This is a genomic window from Acidobacterium sp. FHG110202_01 (assembly GCF_059115305.1).
This window is the reverse complement of the sequence record NZ_JBZYWJ010000001.1, coordinates 631507-649640: the sequence shown is the minus strand read 5'-3', so window position 1 is coordinate 649640 and position 18134 is coordinate 631507. Positions and strand designations below refer to the sequence as shown.

Genomic DNA, 18134 nt, shown 5'->3' with positions numbered 1-18134 from the left:
CCGATGCCTGGTTGCATGGGCGGCTTTATACTGTTGTATTACCCATGTTTTTGCTATGGCTCAGAGTGGCGGCTGTCTTTTATGGACTGGCCAGCGTCTCCGCAGTGCCGGCGGTCTTCGGTGACCGTCCGCGCTGGCAGCAGATATGCCTGCCTCTCGCCATTGCCGGGTGGCTCTTCCATCTGGTTGCCACAGTAGAGACATTAATCGCGGCCCATCGCCTCATGCCAGTCGGCATGAACGAGGTGCAGTCGACGCTCTCGCTGCTCATTGTCACTGTCTTTCTGCTTATCTGGGCTGCCTATCGCACCATTTCGTTTGGCGTCTTCGCGCTGCCGCTGGCGTTCCTGCTGCTGCTGGTGCCTGCCATCGGGCCGGACCGCTACACCTTCTCCTCGCCGCTGGTTCGCAATGGCTGGATTGTGATCCACATCGTGCTGCTGCTTGCGGCCTATGCTGCGCTGATCTTCAGCCTGCTGTCGAGCCTCTTTTATCTTGTGCAGGAGCGCCGTCTCAAGAACAAGCAGTCGCCCGGTTTTCTTGATTGGCTGCCCCCGCTCGACACCATGGAGCAGATCGCGCAGAAGATGCTCGTTCTCGGTTTCCACTGCATGACCGGCGGCCTGTTCATCGGCTCGCTCATCGCGCAGGAGCACGTCGGGCCGACGTACTTCCTTGATCCCAAGGTCGTGCTCTCGTTCCTGATGTGGGCGCTCTACATCGTCATTCTTTTCGTGCGGCGCTCTACGGGCCTGCGCGGCCGCAGGGCTATCTATCTTTCGAGCGCAGTCTTCCTCGTCATGCTGTGCGTGTGGGCAGCCAACCTCTTCAGCTCAGTGCACAGGTACACGGCCCCATGAAGATTCTGCTGACAGGCGTGAACCACAAGACCGCTCCTGTGGAGCTGCGCGAACAGCTTGCTATCTCGCCTGAACGCCTCAGCGAAGCCACCCGCGCCCTGCACGCTTTTCCCGGGGTGCACGAGGCCATGATCGTCTCCACCTGCAACCGCGTGGAGCTGCTGGCCTGCCACGATGCGAACACCCCCGACCTGCTGAGTTTTCTTCGCGAGTTCTTGGGTATCGATACAACCGAAGTGCGCCCGCACGTGTATGAGTATCGTGAGACAGACGCCGTGCGGCATCTCTTCCGCGTGGCTTCGAGCCTTGACTCGATGGTTGTCGGCGAGCCGCAGATTCTCGGCCAGGTAAAAGAGGCCTATACAGCTGCGCGCTCGGTCGGCGCCGTGCAGGCGCATCTTGAAAAGCTGCTGCAATCCACATTCAGCGTTGCGAAGAAGGTCCGCAGCGAAACGCAGATCGGCAGCTCATCGGTCTCTATCGCGTCGGTTGCCGTCGATCTGGCGAAGAAGATTTTCGGCTCGCTCGATGGCAAGCGTGTCCTGCTGGTAGGCGCAGGCAAGATGAGCGAGCTCGCGGCCCGCCACCTCATGCAGCAGGGCGCTCACTCTCTTCTTGTCGCCAATCGCACCCATGACCGCGCGCTGCGGCTTGCGCATCAGTTTGATGGCAGGGCGGTTCGTTTTGAAGACCTTCATGCCACCGCCGACCAGGCCGACATCATTATTACCTCCACCGGCTCCCAGGAACACATTTTCCGGCGTGAGCACGGGCAGCGCTTTCTGCACAAGCGGCGCAACCGGCCCATGTTCTTCATCGACATCGCTGTGCCTCGCGACGTCGACCCGGAGATGAATCGTGTGGATGGCGTCTTTCTCTATGACATTGACGATCTGCAATCGGTGGCCGCATCGCATCTCGCCGACCGCGCGCGCGAAGCGCAAAGAGCCGAAGCCATCATCTCGGAAGAGGTGCTGCGCTTCCAGAGAAAAGCGCAGGCGCTCAACGTGACGCCGATGATCGTTGGGCTGCAGGGCACGGCTGAAGAGATGCGCCAGGCGGAGCTGCGGCGCGCCCAGTCACGCCTGCAATCGCTCACGCCGGAACAGCAGGCCGCGGTCGAATCGCTCACGCGCGGGCTGATGAACAAATTTCTCCACCTGCCCATGCAGGCGCTCAAGGCAGCGGCGCTCGAGGCTGACACGGTCATGCTCGAAGCGCTGCGCGAGGTCTTCGATCTGCCTCCGGCGCAGGAACAGCAGGCCCAGCCTGTCCGCGCAGAAAAGCCTGTTCAGGAGAAGCCGGAACCCGTTGCCGCATGCGACGAGAAGGCGCGTCAATGATCCGCATCGGGTCTGGAATTCGTTCTGCGATCCGTATCGGCTCGCGCGGCTCGCAGCTTGCGCTATGGCAGGCAAACCATATTGCCGATGCGTTGCGCGGCCAGGGGCACGGGGTTGCGATTGAGATCATCCGCACCACCGGCGACGCCCGTCAGAACGTGGCCTTCAATCAGGTCGGAACCAAGGGCATGTTCACCAAGGAGATTGAAGAGGCCCTCCTTGAGAACAGAATCGACCTTGCCGTGCACAGCCTGAAAGACCTTCCTACAGGGACTGGCCGTCCAGGCGATGACGCCTCCGGCGTAGTTGAGGGGCTTGCTATTGCTGCGATTTCGAAGCGCGAAGATCCCCGCGACGCTTTCGTCTCGGACAAATACAAATCGTTTGCGGCATTGCCATCGGGTGCCCGAGTCGGCACCAGCAGCCTGCGCAGGCAGGCGCAGCTTCGCGCGCAGCGCCGGGATGTGGAGATGGTCGAGTTCCGCGGCAACGTCGATACCCGTCTGCGTAAGCTCAGCGAGGGCCTTGTGGACGCCATTGTGCTCGCCGCAGCGGGCCTTGAGCGTCTTGGCCGTACAGAATGGATTCGCGAGCGTTTCTCTCCTCTGATCGTCTGTCCGGCGCCGGGGCAGGGAGCGCTGGCTATCGAAACACGTGCCGAGGATGAGACTACACAGAATGCAATTGCTTTTCTTGATGATCCGGAGACGCGCTTTGCCGTAACCGTCGAGCGAACGGCGCTGGGCGCACTCGGCGGAGGCTGCCATGTTCCCGTGGGCGTTTACTGCCAACAGACTCCTGAGGGCTGCGTCGTCACCGGAGCAGTTGCCTATCCCGACGGCTCGTCACTTCTGCGCGTCGAGCTGGAGCACCAGCACGGACAGAGCGCCGATCAGCTTGGCCACCTTGTCGCCGAGCGCCTGCTCGAACAGGGAGCGCGCGAAATTCTGGAGGCCGTGCAATTGTGAGCGGACAGCCGCTTGCTGGGAAGACGATCGTCGTTACCCGCGCGCGGCACCAGGCGAGCCGCCTCAGCCGGCAACTTGAAGCCCTGGGCGCGCGCGTTGTTGAGATTCCCGCGATTGAAATTCTCCCTCCCGAATCATACGAACCGCTGGAGGAAGCGCTCCGCAATATCCGGAAATATCAGTGGCTCATCGTGACCAGCGCGAATACCGTCCGCGTTCTGGGCGAGCGGATTCCTGCAGACAGGCTCTCGCACCTTCAATGCGTCGCCATCGGCTCAGCGACCGCGGAAGCTCTCAGAAGCCTGGGCTTGCCCGTCGCATTGGTTCCGAAGGAATATGTAGCCGAGTCGCTGGTGGAGGCTCTGCGGGATAAGGTTGCCGCCACGCGTATTCTGCTGGTTCGCGCCGCTGTGGCCCGCGATGTGATTCCGGACGGGCTCCGGCGGCTGGGCGCCACCGTAGATGTGGTCGATGCCTACCGGACAGTGGTCCCTGAGACATCAGCGGCATTGGTCCGGCAGGTTTTTTCAAATGTGCAGTTGCCGGATGCCGTGACCTTTACCAGCTCGTCTACCGTCACAAATTTTTTTCAGCTGATGGAGAGTGCCGGCATCCATGCCGCGCCGAAGGGCATAGTGGCGCTTTCCATCGGCCCAATCACTTCGTTCATCCTGCGCTCCCATGGATGGGAGCCCGCGGCCGAGGCCGATCCGCATGATGTCGAGGGATTGGTCCACGCGGCTGTGGAAATCCTGTCAAGCCCCCATCGCATGTAAATTCCAACAATCTACACAAAACAAAAGGCTTAAGGCATCATAAATTTGGCGTGTTTATCGTCTGGAACTGCTATTCTGGAAATAAGGGGAGAAAAAAGTCCGGTCTGGGGAGAAAGGCGGGTTTATTGCCCCGGAATCAGGACTTTACACGGAACCTGCTTGTTTTCAATACTTTGCTGTATTGAAAATAAAAGCAATGTGTTTTCAAAGACTTAACACCTCCCCCAGGGAGGGGAATCCCCCTGGTGACTGCTCCACGTCTTATCTCCCGACGTGCAGAGCGTCTCGAGCAAACATTCCGGGCACCTCGGTTTGCGGGCGATGCAGACCTGCCGCCCGTGATGGATCACTTCATGAGAGAAGGCGATCCAGTGGTCCTTGGGAATGATCTTCATCAGGTCCTGTTCCACCTTCTTCGGTTCCGTCTCCCTGGTCAGGTGCAAACGCCGGGAGATCCTCAGAACATGCGTGTCCACCACAATGCCCTCAGCCAGGCCATAGGCCACCCCCAGGACCACGCTGGCCGTCTTGCGCGCAGCCCCTGGAACAGTGAGCAGCTCGGCCATGGTTCGGGGAACCTTCCCGCCAAAATCGCTGGTGATCTTCTTCGCCGCCCCTGAAATCGACTTCGCCTTGTTCCGGTAAAAGCCAGTCGAGCGGATGATCTCTTCGATGGCAGGGAGAGATGCCTCGGCCATGGCTTTTGGAGTAGGGAATTGGCGAAACAACTCCGGTGTGGCCATATTGACGCGCGCATCCGTGCATTGTGCCGAGAGGATGGTCGCCACCAGCAGCTCCCACGCATTGCGATGGTTGAGAGCGCATTCGGCGTTAGGGTAAGCCGCAGCAAGCCGCCTGAGGATTTCGGCAACCCGCTCAGGAGCCAGATCGCGTTTGGGATTGAATGTGGACTTGGCCTTCGAGGATTTCGCGGCTGACGAGGCAATCGCCGCATTCACGTTCGGACGCTTTACAGCCTTCTTGGGAGCAGTCTTGGTTGTAGGCATAGACAAAGATGTTTTACCGCAAAGAATGCCTGAAGCGCCAAATGGGCAGAAATTTAAGGCAATCTTGCAGGTTCGCAAAACGCGAACTAAGCTATCTCATGAGAGAGACGATCCGGCTTGCACATCATAAGTAGAAAAAAGCTGGTTGAAGCAGCGGCAAAACATAATGAGCTGTCAGATGCTCTCGATATCTGGTACAGAATTGCAAAAAAGGCCGCATGGCAAAGCCTGGTGGACGTGCGGAGGCATTTTCCATCTGCTGACGGGGTAGGAAAGTACACGGTCTTTAATATCAAAGGAAACAGCTATCGGCTGATTATCGAAATCTACTACAAGTCGCAAGTCATTTTGGTCAGACATGTTCTGACACATGCTGAATACGACAAGGAGCCTGGAAGCAATGAGCGCTCTCGCACAACCTGAATATGCTCGACTGCTGACAAAAGTCTTGCCGTCCGTGATTCATACGAAGAAGCAGCACGAATACTATCTGCGGCAGGCGGAAGTGTTGCTGGAAAAAGAAGCGGTCCTAACAGAGGCCGAAAGAGAGTTGTTGGATCTGCTTACTTTGCTGATTGAGAAATTTGAAGATGAGCATCACGAGCTGCCCAAAGCCTCGCCGCTTGCCGCTCTGGAATTCCTTATGGAACAGCATGGTTTGAAGCAGAAAGACCTGGTAGAAGTTTTTGGCACGCCCAGCATCATTTCCGAAGTCTTGAATGGGAAGCGGGAACTGAGCAAAGAACACATTCGCAGGCTGAGCGAGCGGTTTCAGGTGTCGCCGGAATTATTTTTCTGACGAATTACCTACCCCAGCCGATCAAGCATCTCTTCCGGCGTCATGCGGATGCTGGTGAAGATCGGCGTGTCCCTAAGCGTGTAGGCACTGGCTTCGGTTTCGCGCAGCTGCTGCACCAGGTCGAGGAAGTCTTCGGGGAAGTTCGTCTCGAAGGCTACGACGAACTCCTGGTCATCGATGCCGAACGAATATGTGGTGTTGAGCTTGACTCGCGGGTAGAGGTGTCCGACACGAATGTGCTCGTTCATCAGGCGCTGGCGCTCTTCCATCGGAAGCAGGTACCAGGCACGGGTCTTCCAGAAGGGATAAATAAAGATGTACTTGTGTCCGCCAGGGCGGAGGAATCCGCGCGAATCGGCCTGGCCTTCGTGCTCGTGTCCGATGAGATATTGCGAGCGCTTGGTCATGGCCAGATAGCTGTTTGGGATGGTGAGATATCCGCCCAGCGGAGTGGCCAGCAGTTCGGCCGTCATCTGGTTGATGTCGTCGGGCGAATAGCAGATGCGCCACAGAACCATGTCCACATCGCCACGAGTGCCTACAGTGGAATAGGTCAGCGTGAGCAGGCGTCCCGGCTGGTTCCAGCGCTGGATAACCTCGGCGAACAGGCGCTTGTGCTCGGCGCGCTCCGCCGCCGGCAAGCGTCGCCATTCAGGCAGAACCTTGAAGAAGGTGAAGCTGACGATCTGGCGCTGAACTGGCTTCTGGTCTTTTGATGGTTGCGTGTGGGTTTCTGCTGCGGGAGTAAGCGTGGCAGTTTCGGACATTTAAAACTCCTTGCTGACAGTCCAGTGTAGCAAAGTATCCCCTATATGGTAGAATTAAAGAATAAAAAGGTAGAATTCATCCATGAGTTTGAATATCAAAAATCAGGAAGCCCATAAGCTTGCGCATCAACTAGCCGAACTGACTGGGGAAAGTATCACTCAGGCTGTTACGGAGGCAGTCCGCGAGCGCCTAGACCGGATCCGCCATGAGCGGGGAAAAAACCTGTCCGAGAGATTGCTGCGTATTGGTAAAGAGTGCGCAGCTCATCTGAAGGAACCTTTCCGTTCCATGGATCATGGTGATTTACTCTATGACGAAAAAGGTCTGCCGCGATGATCGTTGATACCTCGGCACTCATTGCTATTCTTCGTGATGAAGCAGACGCGGTTATATTTGCCAATGCAGTCGCGGACGCCATTCATCGACGTATTTCTGCTGCCAGTTATCTCGAAACTGCAGTAGTGATTGATGGGAGCCGTGATCCGGTAGCCAGCCGCAGGTTCGACGATCTTGTTCGGGATGCTGATCTAATGATTGAGCCAGTAACAGAAGCTCAAGTGAAAATTGCGCGCGATGCGTACAGGGATTTTGGAAAAGGCAGTGGGCATCCAGCAAAACTGAATTTCGGAGACTGCTTTGCCTATGCACTGGCAAAAGCGAAAAATGAACCTCTGTTATTCAAAGGCGATGATTTTATTCATACCGACATAGTGGCAGCGACTTGAGTATCCACAGCTTCATAAGGATTTAGCGTCAAGCAGGTATACTCGAACACGAATGACCGAAAAAATACTGGCCGTTCTTGCCTCCTTCATCATTGCCACCATTTCCTCTTCCGGGTATATCGGGGTTGCACTCCTTATGGGAATTGAGTCTGCGTGTATCCCGCTGCCGTCGGAGATCATCATGCCGTTCGCCGGTTACCTGGTGCATACGGGACAACTCAAGCTCATCTGGGTGGCTACTGCCGGCGCCATAGGCTGCAATCTTGGCTCGGTGATCGCCTATTGGATCGGCGCGCTGGGCGGCAGGCCTTTCATTATGAAATATGGCCGCTTTGTGCTGCTGAATCATCATGACCTTGACCGGGCGGAGCATTTCTTCCAGCGCTATGGCGGGATCACCGTTTTTCTTGGACGGCTGCTGCCGGTGGTGCGCACGTTTATCGCGCTGCCTGCCGGGATTGCCAAGATGCCGCAGCTTCGGTTTCACATCTACACCTTCGTCGGATCATGGCCGTGGTGCTATGTGCTGGCTTACTTTGGAATGAAGCTGGGACAGGCGTGGGAGACGGATCCGCGATTTAAGGCTGCATTCCATCGTTTCCATCTGGCAGTGGAAATTGTGCTGCTGGCGGGGGTGGTCTGGTTTGTGTGGACGCACTGGAAGAACAGAGTTCGTCCGGAAGAAGCATGATGGAAAGGCAGCGCTCAGGGTGCAGGGCACAGTTCTAACAACTGCTTACTGCGTACGGCGTTCCATTCGCGCTGCGCTTTCTACCACTGAATCCGCAGCATTTGCCAAATCTGCAACCAAAAGCAGACACTACAGAGTTTGATACCACCCAAATATTCATCAAATAAGGACGGTTGAAGCAAGGAATGTCTACGCAGAAAGAAAGCGGGAAAACAGCCGCTGCGGAATCAAAAGTCCAGCCAGCAAAGGGAAAACTTGGAATTATGACAGTCGGCATGGGGTCGGTGGCTACGACTCTGATTGCCGGCGTAGAAGCGGTGCGCAAGGGGTTGGCCAAGCCTATCGGATCGCTGACGCAGATGGGCACGATTCGCCTGGGCAAGCGCACTGATGGGCGTTCACCGCTCATCAAGGACTTTGCGCCTCTCGCTGACCTGAATGATGTTGTTTTCACCGGATGGGACATCTTTCCGGAAGATATGTATGAGGCAGCCGAGCATGCCGCGGTGCTCGACCGTGACCAGTTGAAGAGCATCAAGCCGTTTCTTGAGGCGATCAAGCCGATACCGGCGGTTTTCGACCAGCACTATGTGAAGCGCCTGCACGGTACGCACGTGAAGCAGGGCAAGAGCAAGTGCGATCTGGCGCAGCAACTGAGGTCTGATATTCAGGCCTTCAAGGCGACGGTGGATCGTGTGGTGGTGCTCTGGTGCGGGTCGACGGAGATCTTTCTTGAGCCTTCGGCGGTGCACGCCACGATTGAATCGTTTGAGAAGGGCCTGGTGGACAACGACCCGAACATCGCTCCGTCTCAGATTTATGCTTATGCGGCGCTGAAGGAAGGTGTTCCGTTTGCCAATGGAGCGCCCAATCTCACCGTTGACCTGCCGTGCATGCTGCAGCTTTCGAAGCAGACAGGAGCGCCGATCTGCGGCAAGGACTTCAAGACCGGGCAGACCTTCATGAAGACGGTGCTGGCTCCGGCGTTCAAGGCGCGCATGCTTGGTGTTTCTGGCTGGTATTCGACCAACATTCTCGGCAACCGCGACGGTGAGGTGCTGGACGATCCGGAGTCGTTCAAAACGAAGGAAGAATCGAAGCTCGGTGTGCTCGATTACATTCTGCAGCCGGAGCTTTATCCCGACCTCTACAAAGACATCTTCCATAAAGTCCGCATCAACTATTACCCGCCACGCGGCGATAACAAAGAGGGTTGGGACAATATCGATATCTTCGGATGGCTCGGGTATCCGATGCAGATCAAAGTCGATTTCCTCTGCCGCGACTCGATTCTTGCAGCACCAATTGCGCTCGACCTGGTGTTGTTCCTTGATCTGGCGCAGCGGACTCCTGAGCTGAAGCACCTGGGAATTCAGGAGTGGCTGAGTTTCTACTTCAAGTCACCGATGACGGCTGAAGGACTGTATCCGGAACATGATTTATTTATTCAGCTGATGAAGCTCAAGAATACGCTGCGGCATGTTATGGGCGAGGATTTGATCACGCATCTTGGGTTGGAGTACTACGACTGAGAATTCCACCGCAAGGCGCTAAGAACACCAAGATACGCTAAGATTTCACCGCTAAGTCAAAAACGGCAGGTCGTGTACCTGCCGTTTTCTTTGTAGAACGAGATCCTGGCGGTATCCTAAAAGCGTTGGAGGACTTTATGGCGACATCGACACATGTGCCGGTTGAGGTGTATCTCAGGTCTTCCTATGAGCCGGATGCTGAGTATGTGGACGGGGAGATTGAGGAGCGTCCGATGGGTGAACTGGACCACGCTGCATGGCAGGCAGCGATTCAGAAATGGTTTTTCAAACACGAAGAAGAATGGAACATCGATGTTTTCCCTGAACTTCGGGTTCAAGTCGCTTCGACCAGATTCCGGGTTCCGGATGTGACAGTTCTTGAGTCTTCGCACCCCCAAGAGCAAATTATTACGCATGCTCCCATTGCTGTTTTCGAAATCCTTTCGCCCGAAGATACCGTCAAGCGGCTGAAGCACAAGCTGGATGATTATGCGGCGATGGGCATTCCGCAGATCTGGGTCGTCGATCCGGAGGACGGGAGTTTTTCGAGATATGAGGACAGGCAGTTGCTTCGCCGGGAAGTATTTGATGAGCCGGCGCGGAGTATCCGGTTTGCCGTGGATGAGATTGGGAAGCTGCTGCGCAAATAATCATTTCTGTACCGCTTTTCCTCAGGCGTGCCTTTATTTGCACCTGTGCTTTGCCTGAATTCCCGAACACAACAGAACTAAAATGAAGCTATACCCATGGCTGAATTTACCCACCTGCATCTGCATACGGACTACTCGCTGCTGGATGGCGCTTGCGATGTGGAGAAGCTTGTCAATCGTGTTGCCGACATAGGCCAGAGCGCGGTGGCTATTACCGACCACGGCAATATCTACGGCGCGGTGCATTTCTTTGAGGCGGCGAAGAAGCGCGGCGTGAAGCCGATTCTGGGCTGCGAGCTGTATGTGTGCAAGAAGGAAGACCACCGCGCCGATCCGCAGGGCGATGACTACAACCATCTGCTGGTGCTGGCGGAAAACGAAGAGGGCTATCGCAACCTGGTGCGGATTACTTCGGAGGCTTCGCTTTATGGCTTCTATCGCAAGCCGCGTGTAAGCAAGAAGTATCTGGCGGAGCACTCTGAAGGGCTGGTTGGATTTTCGGGCTGCCTGGCGGGTGAGCTGTGCGAGAACCTGATGGAAGGGAAGTACGACGCGGCGAAGGCTGTCGCAGGGCAGTATCAGGATATTTTTGGCAAGGGAAACTTCTTTCTCGAAATTCAAGACCAGGGACTGGAGCTGGAAAAGAAAATCCATGCTGACTTGTTCCGCCTGGAAAAAGACCTGGGCATTCCTCTTATAGCAACGAACGACAGCCACTATCTCTGTGACGATGACGCGCATGCTCACGAGATACTGCTGTGCGTGCAGACAGCGTCGTCGATTCATGATCCCAAGCGCTTCAAGTTCGATTCCGACCAGTTCTATGTGAAGACCGCGGCGGAGATGGAGAAGCTTTTCTCGCATGCTCCGGAAGTTGTGAGTCGTACGATGCAGTTTGCCGAGCGCTGCAATCTGAAACTCAGCAAAGTGGACAATCCGTTTCCTGAGTTTGCGGTGCCGGCGGGGCATACGATTGACAGCTACTTTGAGGATGTCTGCCGCAAAGGCTACAAGAAGCGCATTGAAACATCGATCCGGCATTTGCAGGATCACGGGTTGCTGAGGCATCCGATCTCCGAATACGAAGCGCGGCTTGAGCGCGAAATCGGAATCATCAAGCAGATGAAGTTCCCCGGCTATTTTTTGATTGTGTGGGACTTTATCCGCTATGCGCGTGAGAACGGCATTCCTGTAGGGCCGGGGCGCGGATCGGCAGCGGGTTCACTGGTCGGCTACGTGATGGAGATCACGAACATCGACCCGCTGCAGAATGAGTTGCTCTTTGAGCGCTTTCTGAACCCGGAGCGCGTGTCGATGCCGGATATCGACATCGACTTCGACATGAACCGGCGCGGCGAGGTGATTGATTACGTCACGCGCAAATATGGGCGCGAGCAGGTAGCACAGATCATCACGTTCAATACGATGGCGGCGAAGGCGGCGATCAAGGACGTGGGCCGCGCGCTCGAAATGCCGTATGGCGATGTGGACCGCATTGCCAAGCTGGTGCCTACGACAATTGGCGTAACCATCGAACAGGCTTTAGAGGATTCGCCGCCTCTGCAGGAGGCGTATGACTCGAATCCGCAGATTCGCGAACTGATCGACACGGCGAAGAAGCTGGAAGGTCTGGTTCGCGGAGCGGGCGTGCATGCGGCCGGTGTGGTGATTGCGCCGCGTCCACTGACCGATCTTGTTCCGGTGGCGCGCAGCAAGAACGACGAAATTGTCACCGCCTATGACATGAAGGCGGTGGAGAAGATGGGCCTGCTCAAGATGGACTTTCTTGGGCTGACCACGCTGACGGTCATTGATGACTGCCTGAAGCTGATCGAGAAGAACAAGGGAGAGAAGCTGGATATCGAGAAGATTCCGCTCGATGACCAGCATACCTATGAGAAGGTTTTTCACCGCGCGCTGACTTCGGGTGTCTTCCAGTTTGAATCGGGCGGAATGCGTGATGTGTTGCGGCGTTACAAGCCAACGACGGTGGAAGACCTGACAGCTCTGAATGCGCTGTATCGTCCGGGGCCAATCCAGGGCGGCATGATCGATGACTTCATCGAGCGCAAGTGGGGCCGCAGGAAGGTCGAGTATGAGCTGCCGGAGCTGGGGACGATTCTGAAGGAGACGCTGGGCGTCATCGTCTACCAGGAACAGGTGATGCAGATTGCCAACGTGCTGGCGGGCTACTCGCTGGGTGAAGCCGACCTGCTGCGCCGCGCGATGGGCAAAAAGAACCCTGAGGAGATGGCCAAGCAGCGCGACCGTTTTGTGGATGGAGCGCTCGAAAAGAAATTCCCCAAGGACAAGATCACGAAGATCTTCGATCTGATGGAGCAGTTTGCCGGGTATGGCTTCAACAAGTCGCACTCGGCGGCGTATGCTCTGCTCGCATATCAGACGGCCTACCTGAAGACGCACTATCCGGTGGAGTTTATGGCGGCGCTGCTGACTTCGGAAATCTCGAAGCCGGAGAACGTGGTCAAGTACATCAAGGAATGCCGCGAAATGGAGATTCCGGTCGAGCCGCCGGATGTGAGCTTCAGCGATGCCGATTTTACGCCGCACGGCAATGCGATCCGCTTCGGGCTGACGGCTATCAAGAATGTCGGACGAAACGCTATTGATTCGATTCTTGCTGCGCGCAAGGAGCTTACGGAGCAAGGCAAGAAATTTGCTTCTTTCTGGGAGTTCTGCGAAAAGGTCGATCTGCGCCTGATGAACAAGCGCGTGATTGAATCGCTGATCAAGGCCGGCGCTCTGGATTCCCTGGGGCGGCGTGCGCAGCTGATGGCGGCGGTGGACAGGGCGATTGAGCGGGCACAGAAGGCGCAACGCGATCTCGAAGCCGGGCAACATGGGCTGTTTGGAATTTTTGATGACCATCCCGCGACAGTATCGAAAGCTGATGAGCTGCCGCATGTTCCTGACTGGGATGAGCACCAGCGTCTTCAGTCGGAAAAGGAAGTGCTGGGCTTCTTTGTTTCCGGACATCCGCTGGACAAATATGAAGAGAAGCTGCGCAACCTTCCCGGTGTGATCGATACGGCGACGGCGCTTGAAATGAAGCCTGCTCCCAGCAACGGGCGGCGCGGGCAGGCTCCGGAGAATGAAACTGCGATTGCGGGAATGATTGTCGGCCTGAAGGTCGCAAAATCCAAACGCTCAGGCGAGCTTTATGCGCAGGCATCGCTCGAAGATGCGACAGGCAAGATCGATCTCATCTGCTTTCCAAAAGACTATGAGCGGCTGAAGGAAGTGTTGAAGATCGAGGTGCCGGTGGTTGTCCGCGGACAGCTTCGCGCGGAAGAAGAAGCTGCACCCAAGCTGGCTGTTTCTTCCATTCAGGCGCTTGAAGATATGAAGGTGCGTCTGCCGCAGAATATCCGCATCCGCATACCTCTGGAGCGTGCCAGCGATGCTACTCTGCATGAGTTGCGGCAGATGATTGCTGCGTCGCCCGGGCCGGGGAAATTGATGTTGAACCTGGAGCAGCAAGGCGAGTTCTGCGTGATGATCGAGCCGGTCGGGCTAAGCGTGGCGGCTGATCGCTCATTTATCGACCGTGCAGAGGAGTTGCTGGGGCGGGGGATGGTGCAGGCCATCGACTGACAGAGGTTCAGCCACGAACGAGGACTCCAGATTTTGTCGACATCTCTTTCGAGGTATGAGGTCTCGCATACGCCCCGTTTTTCTGCTGAAGGCAATTTGTCTCTTTGCCATCACATCCATACAATCGAACAGTAAGACTTGCATCGTCTATGACTGAGCAGGCAGGCAAAGTAGAGGAGATGCAGGCTGTGGCTGAAGCCATTCCTGCAGCGTGGGAAAAAACGGAGCTGGCGCGTCATCCGCAGCGGCCGTATCCAATGGATTTCATCAAGACCATCTTTACCGAGTTCAGCGAGATTCACGGCGACCGCGCCTATGGCGACGATCCGGCTTTGTCCTGCGGCATGGCGCGCTTCCAGGGCGAAGAGGTGATGGTGATCTTCAACCTCAAGGGGCGCACGGTGAAGGAGCGCGTCCAGCGGAAATTCGGGTCGCCTGACCCGGAGGGTTACCGCAAGGCACTCCGTGCCATGAAGATTGCCGAGAAGTTCGGGCGGCCGGTTTTTACACTCATAGATCTTGCCGGTGCTAATCCGGGGATTGGCGCAGAGGAGCGTGGGCAGGCGGAGGCGATTGCTCGCAATCTGTTTGAGATGTCGCACCTGCAGGTGCCCATTATTGCCACGATTACCGGCGAAGGTGGATCGGGCGGCGCGCTGGCGCTGGCTGTTGCCGATCGGGTGCTGATTCTCGAAAATGCGATCTACTCTGTGATCTCTCCCGAGGGCTGCGCTTCGATCATGTGGCGCGATGCATCTAAAAGAGCACAGGCCGCGGAAGCGCTGAAGCTGACGGCATCAGATGTGAAGTCATTCGGTTGTGTGGATGACATTGTTCCTGAGCCGGAAGGCGGAGCGCATGCCGATACGGAAGCCGCAGCGCGGCTGCTCGAAGAAAAACTGAAGTGGCATTTTCATGAAGTGAAAGCCTTGTCTCGCGAGGAAATGCTGAAGCTCCGCTATGAGAAGTTCCGCAATATAGCGCAGTTTTATATCTCATGATTGGCGTTAGAATGGTATTACGGTATTACTGCCCATGAAGAAGATGCCTGCTCATACCCATACAGTGGTTGTCCGGTTAACGAGCAAGTGCCAGGCAACAATTCCTGAGGCGGCCCGGAAGGTGCTTGGCATTGGGCCTGGGGATGAAGTTGCATTTGAGATACGCGATCGGGTGAATTCATCGGTGATCGTGCGAAAAGCGCATCCTTTAGACCGCCAATTTGCGGCTGCTGTTTCGGATACGCTGGCTTCTGAATGGCTCTCCGACGCTGATGAAGAGGCATATGCAGGCCTCTAACTACCAATGTGGTGATGTTGTTGTGGTCCCTTTCCCTTTTACAGATAAACAAGCTATAAAGCGCCGTCCAGCTGTAATTCTGTCTTCCAGTGCGAAGTTTTCCTGCGGTCACAGCATTCTGGCGATGATTACCAGCTCAGGCAACGCGCCTTGGCCGCTTGATGTTCCCATTGTCGATAAAGCGAACGCTGGAATACACGCGGATTCTGTAATTCGCATGAAGCTTTTTACTCTGGATGATCGCCTGATTTTGCGGCGCATCGGTGCGCTTTCAAAGTCTGATCGGACCCAGTTGGCCTACTCTGTATCCAGAGTCCTGGACGGGCTAGGGATCAGGGTGGCTTCGTAGACCAGAAGGGCTGTACTTGCGCATGAGTTCAACCAACCGCCTCCGTTCCTTCAGCTGGTTCGCCATAGCGGCCATCTACTTTGTGTTTGCGCAGCAGGTTGCGCTGCGCGCGGCGAACGGACTCAGCTCGGGCGACTGGTTTCTGCTGGTCAACAGTCTTATTCTGCTGTTTCTACTGCTGATTGGTTATGCGGGCATGGGATATGCCGTGCAGCATCAGCAACAGCCGCTCAAACTAATGGGCCTGGCGCGACGCGATGGATGGACGCGCGAATGTGCTGTCGGAATGGCATTCGGATGGGGAGGCGTGGTCGCGTGCGTTCTTCCAATGGCCCTGATCGGCGGTATGGTTGTGACTTTCTGGACGGACCGCCATCAATTCTTTCTGCTCCTTGTGAACCTGGCGACGCTGGCAATTTCTGCGCTCGCAGAAGAGATTGCTTTTCGCGGATATCCTTTTCAGCGGCTGATTGACGCAACCGGGGCAACGGTTGCGACGCTGCTCATGTCTGTGCTCTTTGCCGTGATTCATCTGATGAACACCAACGCGACGGCGGCAAGCACACTGGTGACTATTCTAGCGGGATGGCTATTTTCGATCGCGTATCTGAGGACGCGCGCTCTCTGGCTGCCGTGGGGGCTCCATTTTGGATGGAATGCGAGCATGGGCATTCTGTTCGGCCTTCCGGTGAGCGGAATGACTGTGTTCAATCCGATTATTTCGTCGAATGCCAATGGGCCGGTGTGGTTTACCGGCGGCGGCTACGGGCCGGAGGGAAGCGCGGTTGCGGTCATTGTTCTTCCCGTGTTGATGATTGTGCTGATAAAAGTCACGCGGGATTACGCTCATAAATACGCGCAGCCGGTGATTGTGCCGGGCGGCATTCCTATGGACATTGACGCAATGGCGCGCCGGCAGCATGAAGCGGCGATGGGTGCGGCTGCTCCTGCAGTGCCAAGTCTGGTGCAGATTGCTCCTGCTTCCATGAACGGAACTACGCCATCTGCGCCCGCAGATGAATCCGGCGAAAAAACTGTGGTCGATAAGCCAGATAAGACCGAATTGTAATTTTCCCTATTCAAAACAAAGTTTGCACGGTATGGCGCTGCCGGGCTTGCAATCGGCTGCAAATCGCGCCATGCTTGTAGTCCAGAGTTGTGGGGGCCCGTCATGCAGGGTTTCGCAGCACATGGCATGCACTCCCGCCGCCTGTGGCGCGTACTGACAGGTGGAGCAATATTGCTGTTCGTTTCAGCGGGAATCTCTTGGACGCAGGTCTTTACTGTCGGCCCGGAGAAAATTGAAGGCCATTATCTGGATTTCCACCCTACCAATATTCCTCTGCCAACTCAGCCTATCAGCGAGCGCGGACGTCAGGAATTGATCCGTTCCCTCACTGCGGAGCAGGGCTTTGCCATGCGGCCTTTGCCCCTGGCCAGCAAAGGGCTCACTCTTCGTGCAAACGGTGATATGCAGCCCACCGGCTCCGACTATGTCAACGAGATCAACGAGCATGGTACATCGGCCAAGCCAGGCGATCGCTGCGTCATCACGGACGTAAAGATAAAGGATGACCGCATCGTTCTTCTGCTCAATGGTGGTCCTGATCCAAAGCATAAATGGCTGCGGCATGTTTCCATCGGAGCAGACCCGAACTATACAACGCCTGTCGTGCAGGATAATGGGCAGGCCCCGGTTGGTTCCCGCCTCACACTTATTTTTCCTCATGCTGTGCCGGAAGTCAGCGGACAGCAGGTGGAAGCGCTGCTTGCTCCGGTGCTTGGATTCGGGGTGAAGTCGCCGGTGAAAGCCTACACGGACACACTGCCGCCAAAACTCAAGCAGGCCATCCTCGATCATCATGTTCTAGTAGGCATGAGTACCGAGATGGTGGTCTATGCGATGGGCCAGCCGCAGCAGAAAGTGCGCGAGCGCGAAGGGCAGATGCCGTTTGAGGAGTGGATCTACGGCGAGTCTCCGAAGCCGGTGGAGTTTGTGCGCATCAATGGGAACCGTGTGATTCGCGTGGAGGTTGCCGAGGTTGGCAAGCCGCCTGTCATCCGCGCGGACAACGAAATGGGCGATTACTGGAGCACGACGCCGAATCCTAATGTGCGTGCAGTGAAGATGGGAGATGAGGATCCGACGGCTACTGCGAAACAGTCTGCGCCGCAGGCGCCGCCATCGCTGCGAAAGCCGGGAGAGAAACTCCCCACGGATGATGATAAGAACCATCCGACGATGGCCCCGGTGCAGTTTCCAAAGGATTCAGACAAGCCGAAGGTGCAGCCGCTTCCCGGTCCGCCTTCGGCTTCAGATCCCCAGCCTCTGCCATCCTCAGGGCCTCAGTCGCTGCCGGGTGGCCCTCCGCAGCAACAACAGCCGCAATAGGAGTCCATGTATTCTGGCAATATGCTGGATTACGAGATCACTCCGCAACAGCTATCTGAAATTATTGCCGGGCCAGAGCGGGAAAAGACTATCCTTCTTGATGTTCGCGAGCCCGTGGAGTACACGGTGGCGCGCATTGAAGGCAGTGTGCTGATGCCGATGGGCGATGTTCCCGGCCGGGCCAATCAGGAGCTTGATCCGGATACTCATATCGTTGCCATTTGTCATCATGGCGTGCGCTCGATGAATGTAGCCGTATGGCTGCGCAGCCAGGGATTTGAGCAGGCGCAGTCGCTCAGGGGCGGCATTGATGCATGGGCTACGCTGATTGATCCGGCCATGCCGAGGTATTGAGAGAGT

20 protein-coding genes are annotated in these 18134 nt (G+C 56.3%); 18 read left to right on the top strand and 2 right to left on the bottom strand.

The window, feature by feature from the left end; all coding sequences use genetic code 11:
* The first annotated feature begins 44 nt into the window (after positions 1-44).
* The 4 genes from AC5S16_RS02600 to AC5S16_RS02585 are packed head-to-tail and all read left to right on the top strand — an operon-like array spanning position 45 to position 3947.
* Positions 45-860: a cytochrome C assembly family protein gene (locus AC5S16_RS02600; RefSeq protein ID WP_493928445.1), complete on the top strand. Its 816-nt coding sequence runs from the start codon at positions 45-47 to the stop codon at positions 858-860.
* Positions 857-2203: a glutamyl-tRNA reductase gene (gene hemA / locus AC5S16_RS02595; RefSeq protein WP_493928444.1), complete on the top strand. Its 1347-nt coding sequence runs from the start codon at positions 857-859 to the stop codon at positions 2201-2203. Before AC5S16_RS02600 ends, hemA begins: the two co-directional genes overlap by 4 nt.
* A complete protein-coding gene (gene hemC / locus AC5S16_RS02590) occupies positions 2200-3171 on the top strand; it encodes a hydroxymethylbilane synthase (RefSeq protein WP_493928443.1) in 972 nt (323 codons plus the stop codon). The genes hemA and hemC overlap by 4 nt, the downstream gene beginning before the upstream one ends.
* Positions 3168-3947, top strand: coding sequence for a uroporphyrinogen-III synthase (locus tag AC5S16_RS02585; RefSeq protein WP_493928442.1), 780 nt, complete (start codon positions 3168-3170; stop codon positions 3945-3947). Before hemC ends, AC5S16_RS02585 begins: the two co-directional genes overlap by 4 nt.
* 212 nt (positions 3948-4159) lie before the next feature.
* On the opposite strand, the gene nth is transcribed toward AC5S16_RS02585, so the two are convergent.
* Positions 4160-4954, bottom strand: coding sequence for an endonuclease III (gene nth / locus AC5S16_RS02580; protein WP_493928441.1), 795 nt, complete (start codon positions 4952-4954; stop codon positions 4160-4162).
* Positions 4955-5071: 117 nt separating this feature from the next.
* On the opposite strand from nth, the gene AC5S16_RS02575 reads away from it, so the two are divergent.
* A complete protein-coding gene (locus AC5S16_RS02575; RefSeq protein WP_493928440.1) occupies positions 5072-5377 on the top strand; it encodes a type II toxin-antitoxin system HigB family toxin in 306 nt (101 codons plus the stop codon).
* On the top strand, positions 5355-5753 hold the full coding sequence (locus tag AC5S16_RS02570; protein ID WP_493928439.1) for a helix-turn-helix domain-containing protein: 399 nt from the start codon (positions 5355-5357) through the stop codon (positions 5751-5753). The genes AC5S16_RS02575 and AC5S16_RS02570 overlap by 23 nt, the downstream gene beginning before the upstream one ends.
* An 8-nt stretch (positions 5754-5761) precedes the next feature.
* On the opposite strand, the gene AC5S16_RS02565 is transcribed toward AC5S16_RS02570, so the two are convergent.
* Positions 5762-6520: a chlorite dismutase family protein gene (locus AC5S16_RS02565; protein ID WP_493928438.1), complete on the bottom strand. Its 759-nt coding sequence runs from the start codon at positions 6518-6520 to the stop codon at positions 5762-5764.
* Positions 6521-6602: 82 nt separating this feature from the next.
* Between AC5S16_RS02565 and AC5S16_RS02560 the strand changes: the two genes are divergently transcribed.
* The 12 genes from AC5S16_RS02560 to AC5S16_RS02505 all read left to right on the top strand — a co-directional run bounded on the left by AC5S16_RS02560 (position 6603) and on the right by AC5S16_RS02505 (position 18128).
* Positions 6603-6857 carry a type II toxin-antitoxin system VapB family antitoxin gene (locus AC5S16_RS02560; RefSeq protein WP_493928437.1) on the top strand — a complete coding sequence of 85 codons (255 nt, stop codon included), beginning with the start codon at positions 6603-6605 and terminating at the stop codon, positions 6855-6857.
* On the top strand, positions 6854-7246 hold the full coding sequence (locus AC5S16_RS02555; protein WP_493928436.1) for a type II toxin-antitoxin system VapC family toxin: 393 nt from the start codon (positions 6854-6856) through the stop codon (positions 7244-7246). The genes AC5S16_RS02560 and AC5S16_RS02555 overlap by 4 nt, the downstream gene beginning before the upstream one ends.
* Before the next feature lie 52 nt (positions 7247-7298).
* Entirely contained in the window at positions 7299-7937 is a 639-nt protein-coding gene (locus tag AC5S16_RS02550) for a DedA family protein (protein ID WP_493928435.1), read from the top strand.
* Positions 7938-8122: 185 nt separating this feature from the next.
* Positions 8123-9469, top strand: coding sequence for an inositol-3-phosphate synthase (locus tag AC5S16_RS02545; protein ID WP_493928434.1), 1347 nt, complete (start codon positions 8123-8125; stop codon positions 9467-9469).
* Between the two features lie 137 nt (positions 9470-9606).
* The gene (locus AC5S16_RS02540) at positions 9607-10119 is read left to right on the top strand and encodes a Uma2 family endonuclease (RefSeq protein ID WP_493928433.1); all 513 of its coding nucleotides are present in this window, start codon (positions 9607-9609) and stop codon (positions 10117-10119) included.
* A gap of 96 nt (positions 10120-10215) precedes the next feature.
* Positions 10216-13734, top strand: a complete 3519-nt coding sequence (gene dnaE / locus AC5S16_RS02535) for a DNA polymerase III subunit alpha (RefSeq protein ID WP_493928432.1) — start codon at positions 10216-10218, stop codon at positions 13732-13734.
* Positions 13735-13883: 149 nt separating this feature from the next.
* The gene (locus AC5S16_RS02530; protein ID WP_493928431.1) at positions 13884-14735 is read left to right on the top strand and encodes an acetyl-CoA carboxylase carboxyltransferase subunit alpha; all 852 of its coding nucleotides are present in this window, start codon (positions 13884-13886) and stop codon (positions 14733-14735) included.
* Positions 14736-14778: 43 nt separating this feature from the next.
* On the top strand, positions 14779-15033 hold the full coding sequence (locus AC5S16_RS02525) for an AbrB/MazE/SpoVT family DNA-binding domain-containing protein (protein WP_493928430.1): 255 nt from the start codon (positions 14779-14781) through the stop codon (positions 15031-15033).
* Positions 15020-15382, top strand: a complete 363-nt coding sequence (locus AC5S16_RS02520) for a type II toxin-antitoxin system PemK/MazF family toxin (protein ID WP_493928429.1) — start codon at positions 15020-15022, stop codon at positions 15380-15382. The genes AC5S16_RS02525 and AC5S16_RS02520 overlap by 14 nt, the downstream gene beginning before the upstream one ends.
* A gap of 22 nt (positions 15383-15404) precedes the next feature.
* Positions 15405-16451, top strand: coding sequence for a CPBP family intramembrane glutamic endopeptidase (locus AC5S16_RS02515; RefSeq protein WP_493928428.1), 1047 nt, complete (start codon positions 15405-15407; stop codon positions 16449-16451).
* A 102-nt stretch (positions 16452-16553) separates the two neighbouring features.
* Entirely contained in the window at positions 16554-17774 is a 1221-nt protein-coding gene (locus AC5S16_RS02510; protein WP_493928427.1) for a hypothetical protein, read from the top strand.
* Between the two features lie 6 nt (positions 17775-17780).
* On the top strand, positions 17781-18128 hold the full coding sequence (locus AC5S16_RS02505) for a rhodanese-like domain-containing protein (RefSeq protein ID WP_493928426.1): 348 nt from the start codon (positions 17781-17783) through the stop codon (positions 18126-18128).
* Positions 18129-18134: the final 6 nt, after the last annotated feature.

Bases quoted from the DNA above. Each gene is read 5' to 3' on its own strand.
- AC5S16_RS02600 (WP_493928445.1), top strand. From the start codon at position 45: ATGTTTTTGCTATGGCTCAGAGTGGCGGCTGTCTTTTATGGACTGGCC.
- hemA (WP_493928444.1), top strand. From the start codon at position 857: ATGAAGATTCTGCTGACAGGCGTGAACCACAAGACCGCTCCTGTGGAG.
- hemC (WP_493928443.1), top strand. From the start codon at position 2,200: ATGATCCGCATCGGGTCTGGAATTCGTTCTGCGATCCGTATCGGCTCG.
- nth (WP_493928441.1), bottom strand. From the start codon at position 4,954: ATGCCTACAACCAAGACTGCTCCCAAGAAGGCTGTAAAGCGTCCGAAC.
- AC5S16_RS02570 (WP_493928439.1), top strand. From the start codon at position 5,355: ATGAGCGCTCTCGCACAACCTGAATATGCTCGACTGCTGACAAAAGTC.
- AC5S16_RS02565 (WP_493928438.1), bottom strand. From the start codon at position 6,520: ATGTCCGAAACTGCCACGCTTACTCCCGCAGCAGAAACCCACACGCAA.
- AC5S16_RS02560 (WP_493928437.1), top strand. From the start codon at position 6,603: ATGAGTTTGAATATCAAAAATCAGGAAGCCCATAAGCTTGCGCATCAA.
- AC5S16_RS02555 (WP_493928436.1), top strand. From the start codon at position 6,854: ATGATCGTTGATACCTCGGCACTCATTGCTATTCTTCGTGATGAAGCA.
- AC5S16_RS02550 (WP_493928435.1), top strand. From the start codon at position 7,299: ATGACCGAAAAAATACTGGCCGTTCTTGCCTCCTTCATCATTGCCACC.
- AC5S16_RS02545 (WP_493928434.1), top strand. From the start codon at position 8,123: ATGTCTACGCAGAAAGAAAGCGGGAAAACAGCCGCTGCGGAATCAAAA.
- AC5S16_RS02540 (WP_493928433.1), top strand. From the start codon at position 9,607: ATGGCGACATCGACACATGTGCCGGTTGAGGTGTATCTCAGGTCTTCC.
- dnaE (WP_493928432.1), top strand. From the start codon at position 10,216: ATGGCTGAATTTACCCACCTGCATCTGCATACGGACTACTCGCTGCTG.
- AC5S16_RS02530 (WP_493928431.1), top strand. From the start codon at position 13,884: ATGACTGAGCAGGCAGGCAAAGTAGAGGAGATGCAGGCTGTGGCTGAA.
- AC5S16_RS02525 (WP_493928430.1), top strand. From the start codon at position 14,779: ATGCCTGCTCATACCCATACAGTGGTTGTCCGGTTAACGAGCAAGTGC.
- AC5S16_RS02520 (WP_493928429.1), top strand. From the start codon at position 15,020: ATGCAGGCCTCTAACTACCAATGTGGTGATGTTGTTGTGGTCCCTTTC.
- AC5S16_RS02515 (WP_493928428.1), top strand. From the start codon at position 15,405: ATGAGTTCAACCAACCGCCTCCGTTCCTTCAGCTGGTTCGCCATAGCG.
- AC5S16_RS02510 (WP_493928427.1), top strand. From the start codon at position 16,554: ATGCAGGGTTTCGCAGCACATGGCATGCACTCCCGCCGCCTGTGGCGC.
- AC5S16_RS02505 (WP_493928426.1), top strand. From the start codon at position 17,781: ATGTATTCTGGCAATATGCTGGATTACGAGATCACTCCGCAACAGCTA.